Raw genomic sequence first — 11,987 nt, 5'->3', positions numbered from 1 at the left:
GGCGTTCAGACGGCATTTTTTTCGCAATCCCAATAAAATCAAACCACCCGATTTTGCGCCTCGCCTTTCACAAAGGCGTTAATGTTCGCCAACAATATATCGAACAGCCTGTCCAGCGCTTCACGACTTGCCCACGCGGTATGCGGCGTAACAATCAGATTAGGAAGGCGGGCCTTCAACAGGGGATTACCACCCCTCGGCGGTTCCTCCGTCAAAACATCGACACCTGCCCCGCCAATCTGCCCGTATTTGAGTGCGGCAACCAGCGCGTTTTCATCCACCAGCCCGCCGCGCCCGCAATTGATCAAAACCGCGCCGGGCTTCATCTGCTGTAATTCGTTTTCGCCTATCATATTTTCAGTTTGGGCGTTTAGCGGACAGTGCAGCGACAACACATCAGCAGCCCGTACCGCATCTTCAAAGGAAACATAGCCTTCACGCACAGCGGGCGCGTGTTTGTGTTCGGCAAACACCACTCTCATACCGAACGCCTGTGCGTATCCGGCCAGCGTCCGTCCGATATTGCCGCGTCCGAAAACCGCCAGCGTTTTACCGTTCAAATCCCGAATAGGCGCGCCGTAATGGTAGAAAAACGGCGACTTTTCCCATAATCCTGCCGCGACATCACGCTGATAGGCAGGCAAATTCCGCATCAACGCAATCATCAGCATAAAGGCGTGTTCCGCAACCGATTCGTTTCCGTAGGCGCGGACATTGCATACCGCAACGCCCGCCGCCTTCGCCGCCTCAATATCGACATTGTTCACACCGGTCGCACTGACGGCAATCAATTCAAGTTGCGGAGCGTGTGCAATGATATCCGCTGAAATCATCACTTTATTGGTGATGATAATATGCGCGTCGCGCACCCGTCCTGCCGTTTCCGCAGCATCTGTCGTACCGTAAACCGCAAGCTCGTGTGGGAAATCGAAGTGAAAAGTCCGACCGGGTAAAGTATCCGCATCCAATACGACTACTTTCTTCTGATTCATAATTTTTATCCCTATTTAGAAAATGATTTATTTACACTAACAGCAAATAGCAAATTTAAACCGCACAGCCTTATGATAATCTTTATCATCCCTCCGTCAATGTCCAATCCGAGAGATGATGATGCTTAAAACCCTGACTTTTGCCGCACTGCATTTCAGCACCGCCTTCAGTATAACCTACAGCGAGCTGCCGACGGCTTCGGCGCTGCTGCCATCCTGCACCTGCGTGCTGCGGCTGCGGGCACAATCAGAGCCGAACCGAAACCGAGCAGCAGGCTGAAAGCCAGCGTGCCCAAATGCAAACGACAGCCTGAATGGGGTTTCGGGCTGCCTTTAATCTGCATTATGGAATCATGATTAGCCATACGGTTTTTCTGTTTTTTGCTTTTCTTCTTTAAACCATTGTTCAAAAATATTACCCGGTGTTAAATCATCTCTATGCGAGAAAATTTTTTCATATGAATAATTAGCGGATGCTTTCTGATTTACATTGTCATATATGAGTTTCAACTGAGTTGGAATTTCCTGATGATTCTCGGCAAAGACAGAGCATAGTTCCGAATAATCTTCCATTCCAAGATTAAGAAACTGCCATTGAATCTCTTTTGTATTAAAAGACTCCTTTCTCATAATTTTATTATCCACTTTAAAAAAAGCATCAAAAGACAATACGTTTCTTTCCCTTGCACCATATATATAGACAGCGGTAACCCCCTCTCCTGAAAATTCAAGTGCCAAGCTAAGCATACGTTTTTGTATTTCTGATATCTTATCTTCAAATTTCATTTTTACTTTCCTGTGTTGTAAATCTTTTCAACTTTTTTAATGCCATCAATTTCATATTGAATAACAAAATGATCTGGCCTTAAACTATTTCCCTTGTATTGTATATCGACATTTACCGTTACGCGTTTCTTTTCCATTAATGCATTTGCCCATTCATTTTCTAGAATTTTATAATTGCTTAAATTAACTCCGCTAAGCTGGGATACCAGATTATCCAACTTTGGAGACCCGCCAAATCTATCTCCCGCCAAATGACCAGCATGATCACCACTGAGTTTTCCCGGAGTATTAGGGTTATGATGAAGCCTGTCGGAAAACCCTGACTTTTGCCGCACTGCATTTCAGCACCGCCTTCAGTGTAACCTATGTACTGACGGGCAGTATAGGCGTATCGGGGGCGGTCGCGCTGGTCGAGCCCCTAATCAACACCGTCGTTTTCTATTTCCATGAAAAAGCATGGAACCTTTACGAAAAAAATAAAACAGTCCAACAAATACAGCCGTTTCAGCTGCACCGGTGCAGCTGACGTTTGAGCGGCATTTGACTTCGCCGGACGGTATGTTACCCTTGCCGTTTTGACCAACAAGCAACGAAAGGACAGATATGGGCAGCCTGATTATTAAAGATTTGCAGGAAGGCTTCGGCAAAGAGGCGGTAAAGGGTAAAGAAATCACCGTCCACTACACCGGCTGGCTGGAAAACGGAACCAAATTTGACTCCAGCCTCGACCGTCGCCAACCGCTGACCATCACGCTCGGCGTCGGACAAGTTATCAAAGGTTGGGACGAAGGCTTCGGCGGCATGAAGGAAGGCGGCAAACGCAAGCTGACCATCCCTTCGGAAATGGGTTACGGCGCACACGGTGCCGGCGGTGTGATTCCCCCGCACGCCACTTTGATATTTGAAGTCGAGCTGTTGAAAGTGTACGAATAAAGCTGCCTGACCCATGCCGTCTGAAACACAAACAAAGCGTTTCAGACGGCATTTTGTTTTAAATAAAACATCCGTATTGGCAAATACTATGGAAAAACATAGCCTGTTTTTCCGGTTTTATCGTATCATTCCACAACTTACCCCATTGATAAGGAAGCGGTTTATGCTGCAAAGAACTTTGGCGAAATCCATCAGCGTTACCGGAGTCGGCCTGCATTCCGGCGAACGGGTCGCACTGACCCTGCATCCCGCACCTGAAAACAGCGGGATTTCATTCCGCCGCACGGATTTGGAAGGGGAAATGGGCGGGCAAATCAAACTGACCCCTTATTTGATCAACGATACCCGCCTTTCATCCACCATCGTTACCGACAAAGGCGTGCGCGTCGGCACAATCGAACACATTATGTCCGCGCTGTCCGCCTACGGTATCGACAATGCGCTGATTGAGCTGAACGCGCCCGAAATCCCGATTATGGACGGCTCCAGCCTGCCGTTTATTTACCTTTTGCAAGATGCGGGCGTAGTCGATCAAAAGGCGCAAAAGCGTTTTTTGAAAATCCTCAAGCCTGTCGAAATCAAAGAAGCGGGCAAATGGGTACGATTTACGCCGTACGACGGCTTTAAGGTAACGCTGACCATCGAATTCGACCATCCGGTTTTCAACCGCAGCTCTCCCACTTTTGAAATCGATTTTGCAGGTAAATCCTACATCGATGAAATCGCACGCGCGCGCACCTTCGGCTTTATGCACGAAGTGGAAATGATGCGCGCCCACAATCTGGGATTGGGCGGCAATCTGAACAACGCCATCGTGATTGACGACACGGATGTTCTGAATCCTGAAGGCTTGCGCTATCCCGATGAGTTTGTGCGCCATAAAATCCTTGATGCCATCGGAGATTTGTATATCGTCGGACACCCGATTGTCGGCGCGTTTGAAGGCTACAAATCGGGACACGCCATCAACAACGCACTCTTGCGCGCGGTTTTAGCAGACGAAACGGCTTACGAATGGGTGGAATTTTCCGACAGCGATGATTTGCCCGACGCATTTCACGAGCTGAACATCAGAAATTGTGGATAACGCTCCATTTTCCAAACAAATGCCGTCTGAATCGATAAAATACCCGCTTCAGACGGCATTTTTATATATGTACCCCCCATCCGAAACTTTACTTATACACAATTAACTAAAAGCTATATGATTGAAATATTATGAGATTTACCCACAAACCTCATTTTCTCCACCACTTATACACAAATCCGGATGCACACTCTGCCAATATGCAGAAAAAAAGACATTCGTGCCGTCAACTTACTATTCCCACAAGTTCCAAACACATTTCCCTCTCAAATCTCCACAGTATTCCCGTTCTTAAAGGCGCCGGCAGCCATTCGGTAAAGAAAAGTAGGATGCCATCTGCACAACAAGCAAACTATCCACAAAACCAATCCTTCACGAAAAACAATCCACAGGCATGCACAAAAGGGAATCCGCCTTACCGACACCCTTTTAAAACGGAAATCCCAATGATTTTTAAAATAAAAAAAAAGTTACCCACAGAAAATTTTTCATATCAATATAATCATCGTTTTATTATTTAAATTTTATATTTTATTTATAACCCTTCAGGGGAACGCCACAGTAAAGCGTAAAGGCATCTTTTCAAAAAATTAAAAAGTTAAGGATTGTTAAACAAGTGTAAATCAGGTAGAGTTACAGTCGATAAATTAAATCTATAACGGAGCTTCCTGCAATGAAAGGCGATATTGGCGTAATCGGTTTGGCGGTTATGGGTCAAAACCTGATTTTGAATATGAACGATTGCGGATTTAAGGTTGTCGCCTACAACCGGACAACCAGTAAAGTGGACGAATTTTTAAACGGCGCGGCTAAGGGAACGGATATTGTCGGCGCGAATTCCCTGCAAGACTTGGTCGATAAGCTGGCAAAACCGAGAAAAATCATGATGATGGTTCGCGCAGGTTCGGTGGTTGACGACTTTATTGAACAACTGCTTCCGTTGTTGGAAGAAGGCGACATCCTTATCGACGGCGGCAATGCCAATTATCCCGACACGACACGGCGGACACATTACCTTGCTGGAAAAGGGATTTTGTTTGTCGGCGCGGGCGTATCCGGCGGCGAAGAAGGCGCGCGGCGCGGGCCGTCCATTATGCCGGGCGGGGATAAGCGCGCTTGGGAAGCGGTCAAACCGATTTTTCAGGCGATTGCCGCCAAAACGCCGCAGGGCGAACCGTGTTGCGACTGGGTCGGCAAGGACGGCGCGGGACATTTTGTCAAAATGGTGCATAACGGTATCGAATACGGCGATATGCAGTTGATTTGCGAAGCGTACCAGTTTATGAAAGACGGTTTGGGACTGTCCTACGACGAAATGCACCGCGTGTTTGCCGAGTGGAACAAAACCGAGCTGGATTCTTATCTGATTGAAATTACGGCGGCAATTTTGGCGTACAAAGACGAGGGCGGCGAACCGCTGGTCGAAAAAATCCTCGATACGGCGGGGCAGAAAGGCACGGGCAAATGGACGGGCATCAACGCCTTGGATTTGGGCATCCCGCTGACGCTGATTTCCGAGGCGGTGTTCGCCCGCTGCGTTTCGTCGTTCAAAGAACAGCGCGTCCGGATGGGCGGACTGTTTGCGCGGCAGGCGTTGCCGGTCGGCGGCGACAAAAAACAATGGGTCGGCGATTTGCGCCAAGCCCTGCTCGCCTCCAAAATTATTTCGTATGCCCAAGGCTTTATGCTGATTCGGGAAGCGGGCGAAAGCTACGGCTGGGATTTGGACTACGGCAACACTGCGCTGCTGTGGCGTGAAGGCTGTATTATCCGCAGCGCGTTTTTGGGCAATATCCGCGATGCCTATGAAAACAATCCCGATTTGGTGTTCTTGGGTGTGGATCAGTATTTCAAAAATATTTTGGAAAACTGCCTGCCGGCATGGCGCAAGGTGGTTGCCAAGGCGGTCGAATGCGGCATCCCTATGCCCTGCATGGCTTCGGCGATTACGTTCTTGGACGGCTACACGACCGAACGTCTGCCTGCCAACCTCTTGCAGGCACAGCGCGACTACTTCGGCGCGCACACTTACGAGCGCACCGACAAACCGCGCGGCGAGTTTTTCCATACCAACTGGACGGGCAAGGGCGGAGATACCGCTTCGACAACCTACGATATTTGATTCCGTTGCCGAAATGCCGTCTGAACCGTTCAGACGGCATTTGTTTTGCAGGAAATAGAAAGATGTTCCAATGGCTTTATGATGTATTGTGGCTGCTTGCGCCGATATGGATACGGCGTTATTTGGACAAACGCTCCGGAAGTGCCCCGGCATATCGGGCGCATCGGGACGAGCGTTTCGGCAAGCCGTATCCGAATCCCATTACCGGCGCGGTTTGGATACACGCCGTTTCGGTCGGAGAAACGCGTGCCGCCCAGTCCTTGATACGCGAGTTGCGGCGGCGTTTTCCCGATGCGCCGCTGCTGATGACGCAGATGACCCCGACGGGGCGGGAAACCGCGCAAGTTCTGTTTCCCGATGCGCAATGCCGCTATCTTCCGTATGACAAAAAAACGTGGGTACGGCAGTTTTTGCGCGAACACCGCCCGATGTTCGGCATTTTGATGGAAACCGAAATCTGGCCCAACCTGATGAGGGAATGCCGGCGCGCGGGTGTGCCGCTGTTTTTGGCGAATGCGCGGCTGTCGGAAAAATCGTTGAACGGTTATCTGAAAGTCCGCCGCCTGATCCGTCCTGCCGCCGCTTCGCTGACGGGTTGTCTGGCGCAGACGGAGGCGGATGCGGCGCGGTTGGCGAAATTGGGCGCGGCATCCGTGCAGGTGTGCGGCAATACCAAATACGACCTGATGCCGTCTGAACAGATGAAAACGCTGGCGGGGCAGTTTGAAAAACGCATCGGAGGCCGACCGGTTGCCGTGTGCGGCAGCACGCGCGTTTATCGGGGCGAAGACGAGGCGGAGAAACTGCTGGCGGCGTGGCAACAATATCGCGGCGATGCCCTGCTGGTCGTCGTGCCGCGCCATCCCGAGCATTTTCAGACGGCATTTGAAACGGCAAAACGCTTCGGGTTTAAGGTTCAGCGGCGCAGCGACGGTTTGCCGGTCGAACCCGATACGCAGGTGTGGATAGGCGACAGTATGGGCGAGCTGTATGCGTATTACCTGTGCGCTGATGTCGCTTTTGTCGGCGGCAGTCTGGTCGATTCGGGCTGTCAGAACATCATCGAACCGCTTTCCTGCGGCGTTCCGACGATATTCGGCTTTTCGACCTACAATTTTTCCGAAGCCTGCCGGCACGCCTTGGCATCGGGTGCGGCGGTTCAAGTCGAATCGGCGGATGCGTGGCGTGAAGCCGTTGAAAAAACCTTATCGTCCGAGGGGGGCGGAATGCAGATGCAGGCGCGCGTGGACGGCTTTATCGCACAACATCGCGGAGCGAGCGTGAGAATCGCCGAGGCGGTGCGGGAAGCGGTATGCGGACATCGGGGGCGATAGTGATACAATCCGTATCCGAGTTTTCCGGTTGGAGCATCGTATGAGTATTTATGCCGTCGCGCACATCATCCACCTGTATTGCGCCATCGCCTTTGTCGGCGGCGTGTTTTTTGAAGTGCTGGTTTTGTCCGTCCTGCATACGGGACGGGTGTCGCGCGAGGCGCGGCGCGAAGTGGAAAAGGCAATGTCTTACCGCGCCGTCAGGGTGATGCCGTTTGTGGTCGGACTGCTGTTCGCCAGCGGCATCGTGATGGCGGCAAACCGCTACCTTCCTATATTGGGCGAACCGTTTGCCACTTCCTTCGGTACGATGCTGACGCTGAAAATCCTGTTGGCGTTCAGCGTGTTGGCGCACTTCGCCATCGCCGTCGTCAAAATGGTGCGTTCCACACTGACGGTCGGTTGGTCGAAATACATACACGCCGTCGTCTTTACCCATATGCTGCTGATTGTGTTTTTGGCAAAAGCGATGTTTTATATCAGTTGGTAGCACAACTACATTTCAAATCAGGAGATTGAACCATGACAGAATATCCCGGCATCGGGTCGCCGTTGTTTTACGGCGTTTTTTTTGCGGCAGTGCTGGTCATGATTGCCTTGGATATGTTTTCGCTGAAGAAAAACGGTAGCCATAAAGTCGGCGTCAAAGAAGCCTTGGCATGGAGCGGCTTGTGGGTTGCCGTATCCTGCCTGTTCGCGGGCTGGCTGTATTTCGAACTCGCCGGCAATCCCGGCTACGGCGCGGCAGTCGCAAAAGAAAAAGTATTGGAATTCTTTACCGGCTACATTTTGGAAAAATCGTTGGCAGTCGATAATATTTTCGTGTTCCTGATGATATTCGGCTACTTCAAAGTCGCACCGCAGTTTCAGCACCGCGTGCTGCTGTACGGCGTATTGGGCGCATTGGTATTGCGCACCGTCATGATTTTCGTCGGCGCGGCACTGGTTCGGCAGTTCGAGTGGATTCTGTATCTGTTCGGCGCGTTCCTGCTCTATACCGGCATACACATGATGAAGCCCGAAGGCGATGAGGAAGGGGATTTGGCAAACAGCAGGCTGCTGAATGCCGTCAAGAAAGTCGTTCCGGTCGGCACGGAATTTCACGGCGAGAAATTTTTTACCGTCGAAAACGGCAAAAAAATCGCCACGCCGCTGTTTTTGGTGCTGGTCATGATTGAATTGAGCGATGTCGTGTTTGCCGTGGACAGTATTCCCGCCGTCTTTGCCGTTACCACCGATCCGTTTATCGTGCTGACCTCCAATATTTTCGCTATTTTGGGTTTGAGGGCGATGTATTTCCTGCTGGCGGATGTGGCGGAACGCTTTATCTTCCTGAAATACGGCTTGGCATTCGTGTTGAGTTTTATCGGTGTGAAAATGCTGGTAATGCATTGGGTGCATATCCCGATTTCCGTTTCGCTGTCGGTCGTCTTCGGCGCGTTGGGTGCATCGATACTGACCTCGTTAATTTATACGAAAAAACAGCTTGATAAATAAAATGCCGTCTGAACGCCGACAAAATGGTTGACAGCATCAGGCTTGATGTATAGAATTTTGAACTTGTCGGGTCGTTAGCTCAGTCGGTAGAGCAGCGGACTTTTAATCCGTTGGTCGAGCGTTCGAATCGCTCACGACCCACCAGATAAAATAAAAAAGCCGAGCTTTAAAGCTCGGCTTTTTTATTTGTTTCTTTAATGTAATGCTAAAAATAGCCGGTATTTCACCAAATTCTTTTCAGTACAACGTATCGGCGGTAAAAATCCTTTATAATTCTGCCATTCGGAAAATATACCTTATTCAGGGAGATACCTCCCGAGATTATCATGGAAGAATAAACGTGGATAAACTGAAAATCTCCGCAAACGGGCCGCTCAACGGCGAAATTACAGTTTCCGGTGCAAAAAATGCAGCTTTACCGCTGATGTGTGCTGGCTTGCTGACATCAGGTACGCTCCGCCTGAAAAACGTCCCCATGCTGGCTGATGTCAAAACCACGCAAAAACTGCTTCAAGGGATGGGCGCACGTGTTCTGACCGACAATATCAGCGAATTTGAAATCAACGGAGGTACGGTAAACAATACCTGCGCCCCTTACGAATTGGTCAGAACCATGCGCGCCTCAATTTTGGTACTCGGCCCTACGCTGGCGCGTTTCGGCGAGGCGCAAGTCAGCCTGCCGGGCGGCTGCGCCATCGGTTCGCGCCCCGTCGATCAGCATTTGAAAGGCTTGGAAGCGATGGGGGCGGAAATCGTCATCGAACACGGTTACGTCAAAGCCAAAGGCAAACTCAAAGGTACGCGCGTGGCGATGGATGTCGTTACCGTCGGCGGCACGGAAAACCTGCTGATGGCGGCGACGCTGGCGGAAGGTACGACGGTTTTGGAAAACTGCGCCATTGAGCCTGAAGTGGTCGATTTGGCGGAATGCCTGGTCAAAATGGGCGCGAAAATCAGCGGCATCGGTACGTCCACGATGGTTGTGGAAGGCTCGGACGAGCTGCACGGCTGCGAACACAGCGTCGTCCCCGACCGGATTGAAGCAGGGACGTTCCTGTGCGCGGTGGCGATAACCGGCGGCAGGGTGGTTTTGCGGAATGCCGCGCCGAAAACGATGGAAGTGGTGTTGGACAAACTGGTTGAGGCAGGTGCGGTGATTGAGGCGGGCGACGATTGGATCGCCATCGATATGCGGCAGCGTCCGAAGGCGGTGGACATCCGTACGGTCGTCCACCCCGGCTTCCCCACGGATATGCAGGCGCAGTTTATGGCATTGAATGCCGTGGCGGAGGGAAGCTGCCGCGTGGTGGAAACGATTTTTGAAAACCGCTTTATGCACGTCCCCGAGTTGAACCGGATGGGGGCGAACATTACAACCGAGGGCAATACGGCATTTGTGCAGGGTGTGGAACAGCTTTCCGGCGCGGTCGTCAAGGCGACGGATTTGCGCGCGTCCGCAAGCCTCGTTATCGCCGGTTTGGCGGCACGCGGCGAAACCGTGGTCGAACAGATTTACCACTTGGATCGCGGTTATGAAAATATTGAAAAAAAACTCGGCAGCGTCGGCGCGAACATCGAGCGCGTATCCGGCTGATCGGGTTGCGATGCCGTCTGAAGGCTTCAGACGGCATCAATTGTTTCTGTATCGCAAACACTGATTGAAAAGGACTGATTATGGCATTTTTAAAACTGACCGAACAAAACGTGCAGGGCAAAACCGTCCTCATCCGCGCCGATATGAACGTGCCGTTCAAAGACGGCAAAATCAGCGACGACACCCGTATCCGCGCCTCGCTCGCGTCCGTCAAATACTGCCTGGACAACGGCGCGTCCGTTATCGTGATGACCCACTTGGGCCGCCCGACCGAAGGCGAGTTCCACCCCGAAGACGATGTCGCCCCCGTTGCCGCGCACTTGGGCAGCCTGTTGGGCAAAGACGTGAAAGTATTGAACGAGTGGCGCGAAAACAAACCCGCCCTGAACGCGGGCGATGTCGTCATGCTGCAAAACGTGCGTATCAACAAAGGCGAGAAGAAAAACGATTTGGAACTGGGTAAAGCCTACGCTTCTTTGTGCGACGTGTTCGTCAACGACGCGTTCGGCACCGCCCACCGCGCCCAAGCCTCGACCGAAGCCGTTGCCCAAGCCGCGCCCGTTGCCTGCGCCGGCGTATTGATGGCGGGCGAGCTCGACGCTTTGGGCAAAGCCCTGAAAGAGCCTGCGCGCCCGATGGTGGCGATTGTTGCCGGCAGCAAAGTGTCCACCAAACTGACCATCCTTGAATCGCTGGCAGATAAAGTTGACCAACTCATCGTCGGCGGCGGCATCGCCAACACCTTCCTGTTGGCGGAAGGCAAAGCCATCGGCAAATCTTTGGCGGAACATGATTTGGTGGAAGAATCCAAAAAAATCATGGCGAAAATGGCGGCTAAAGGCGGCTCTGTTCCGCTGCCGACCGATGTTGTCGTTGCTAAAGCCTTTGCCGCCGATGCTGAAGCGGTGGTAAAAGACATTGTCGACGTTGCCAAAGACGAGATGATTTTGGACATCGGCCCGAAATCCGCCGCCGCGCTTGCCGATTTGCTCAAAGCTGCCGGTACGGTGGTATGGAACGGTCCGGTCGGCGTGTTCGAGTTTGACCAATTCGCAGGCGGCACGAAAGCCCTTGCCGAAGCCATTGCCCAAAGCAAAGCGTTCTCGATTGCTGGCGGCGGCGACACGCTGGCGGCGATTGCCAAATTCGGCGTTACCGACCAAATCGGCTACATCTCCACCGGCGGCGGCGCGTTCTTGGAGTTCTTGGAAGGCAAAGAGCTGCCAGCCGTAGCCGCTTTGGAAAAACGCGGCGCGTAAGCGGTTTGATATACAAAATGCCGTCTGAAACGTTGTGCTGTTTCAGACGGCATTTTTGTGTGGCGGTTATTGTGCTTTGGCATTCCATTCTGCCGGTGTGGCGGCAACCGAAATGGAAAGTGCGTGCAGTTCGTTGCTTTCCAGTTGGGCTTTGAGCCCGTCTTTAATCAGGCGGTGGCGCGCGAGGCGTGCTTTGCCTTCAAATTCTGATGAAACGATAACGGCGAAAAAATGGTGTCCGTCGCCTTCTACTTCGATATGTTCGCATTTTGCCACGCCTTCAATCATGGCTTTTACTTGTTCCGGGGTCAGCATGGTGGGTTCCTTATTGGAAAAATGCGCCATTATACTGGCAAATTGAAATGCCGTCTGAAAACGGCTTC

Annotated in this window: 14 protein-coding genes and 1 tRNA gene; 11 read left to right on the top strand and 4 right to left on the bottom strand. The window is 51.6% G+C overall.

Annotated elements, in window-relative coordinates:
* Positions 1 to 38: 38 nt before the first annotated feature.
* A complete protein-coding gene (locus tag RDY34_RS03920; protein ID WP_308074457.1) occupies positions 39 to 992 on the bottom strand; it encodes a D-2-hydroxyacid dehydrogenase in 954 nt (317 codons plus the stop codon).
* 118 nt (positions 993 to 1,110) lie between these two features.
* Here RDY34_RS03920 and RDY34_RS03915 point away from each other — a divergent pair, with 118 nt between their 5' ends.
* The gene (locus RDY34_RS03915) at positions 1,111 to 1,272 is read left to right on the top strand and encodes a hypothetical protein (protein ID WP_304666830.1); all 162 of its coding nucleotides are present in this window, start codon (positions 1,111 to 1,113) and stop codon (positions 1,270 to 1,272) included.
* 77 nt (positions 1,273 to 1,349) lie between these two features.
* Here the strand turns inward: RDY34_RS03915 and RDY34_RS03910 are convergent, their stop codons facing one another.
* Together RDY34_RS03910 and RDY34_RS03905 are read right to left on the bottom strand one after the other, a co-directional pair.
* The gene (locus RDY34_RS03910) at positions 1,350 to 1,778 is read right to left on the bottom strand and encodes a hypothetical protein (RefSeq protein WP_304670710.1); all 429 of its coding nucleotides are present in this window, start codon (positions 1,776 to 1,778) and stop codon (positions 1,350 to 1,352) included.
* A 2-nt stretch (positions 1,779 to 1,780) separates the two neighbouring features.
* A complete protein-coding gene (locus RDY34_RS03905; RefSeq protein ID WP_308073380.1) occupies positions 1,781 to 2,113 on the bottom strand; it encodes a DNA/RNA non-specific endonuclease in 333 nt (110 codons plus the stop codon).
* Here RDY34_RS03905 and RDY34_RS03900 point away from each other — a divergent pair.
* From RDY34_RS03900 to RDY34_RS03855, 10 genes are all read left to right on the top strand, one after another.
* Positions 2,098 to 2,304, top strand: coding sequence for a DUF2061 domain-containing protein (locus RDY34_RS03900; protein ID WP_308073399.1), 207 nt, complete (start codon positions 2,098 to 2,100; stop codon positions 2,302 to 2,304). The two genes, RDY34_RS03905 and RDY34_RS03900, sit on opposite strands and share 16 nt — an antisense overlap.
* A 77-nt stretch (positions 2,305 to 2,381) precedes the next feature.
* Positions 2,382 to 2,711, top strand: a complete 330-nt coding sequence (locus RDY34_RS03895) for an FKBP-type peptidyl-prolyl cis-trans isomerase (RefSeq protein ID WP_308073378.1) — start codon at positions 2,382 to 2,384, stop codon at positions 2,709 to 2,711.
* A 163-nt stretch (positions 2,712 to 2,874) separates the two neighbouring features.
* Complete coding sequence (gene lpxC, locus RDY34_RS03890; RefSeq protein WP_308073376.1) at positions 2,875 to 3,798, top strand: UDP-3-O-acyl-N-acetylglucosamine deacetylase; 924 nt, start codon at positions 2,875 to 2,877, stop codon at positions 3,796 to 3,798.
* A 673-nt stretch (positions 3,799 to 4,471) separates the two neighbouring features.
* Positions 4,472 to 5,920 (top strand): decarboxylating NADP(+)-dependent phosphogluconate dehydrogenase, encoded by a 1,449-nt coding sequence (gene gnd / locus RDY34_RS03885; RefSeq protein WP_003753617.1) that lies wholly within the window; start codon positions 4,472 to 4,474, stop codon positions 5,918 to 5,920.
* Positions 5,921 to 5,982: 62 nt separating this feature from the next.
* Positions 5,983 to 7,254: a lipid IV(A) 3-deoxy-D-manno-octulosonic acid transferase gene (gene waaA / locus RDY34_RS03880; protein WP_115437564.1), complete on the top strand. Its 1,272-nt coding sequence runs from the start codon at positions 5,983 to 5,985 to the stop codon at positions 7,252 to 7,254.
* Positions 7,255 to 7,294: 40 nt separating this feature from the next.
* Complete coding sequence (locus RDY34_RS03875) at positions 7,295 to 7,744, top strand: CopD family copper resistance protein (RefSeq protein WP_003753611.1); 450 nt, start codon at positions 7,295 to 7,297, stop codon at positions 7,742 to 7,744.
* A 32-nt stretch (positions 7,745 to 7,776) separates the two neighbouring features.
* Positions 7,777 to 8,751: a TerC family protein gene (locus RDY34_RS03870; RefSeq protein ID WP_003753609.1), complete on the top strand. Its 975-nt coding sequence runs from the start codon at positions 7,777 to 7,779 to the stop codon at positions 8,749 to 8,751.
* A gap of 68 nt (positions 8,752 to 8,819) precedes the next feature.
* Positions 8,820 to 8,895: transfer RNA gene (locus RDY34_RS03865), tRNA-Lys, on the top strand.
* 196 nt (positions 8,896 to 9,091) lie between these two features.
* Complete coding sequence (gene murA / locus RDY34_RS03860) at positions 9,092 to 10,345, top strand: UDP-N-acetylglucosamine 1-carboxyvinyltransferase (RefSeq protein WP_025456568.1); 1,254 nt, start codon at positions 9,092 to 9,094, stop codon at positions 10,343 to 10,345.
* A gap of 80 nt (positions 10,346 to 10,425) precedes the next feature.
* The gene (locus tag RDY34_RS03855) at positions 10,426 to 11,604 is read left to right on the top strand and encodes a phosphoglycerate kinase (RefSeq protein WP_003749516.1); all 1,179 of its coding nucleotides are present in this window, start codon (positions 10,426 to 10,428) and stop codon (positions 11,602 to 11,604) included.
* A 66-nt stretch (positions 11,605 to 11,670) separates the two neighbouring features.
* On the opposite strand, the gene RDY34_RS03850 is transcribed toward RDY34_RS03855, so the two are convergent.
* Complete coding sequence (locus RDY34_RS03850) at positions 11,671 to 11,919, bottom strand: BolA family protein (RefSeq protein WP_002218280.1); 249 nt, start codon at positions 11,917 to 11,919, stop codon at positions 11,671 to 11,673.
* Between the last annotated feature and the right edge of the window lie 68 nt (positions 11,920 to 11,987).

It is taken from the genome of Neisseria polysaccharea, from assembly GCF_963392925.1.
Classification (GTDB): domain Bacteria; phylum Pseudomonadota; class Gammaproteobacteria; order Burkholderiales; family Neisseriaceae; genus Neisseria; species Neisseria polysaccharea.
The sequence above is the reverse complement of the archived record's forward strand: the minus strand, read 5'-3'. Positions and strand labels throughout refer to the sequence as shown.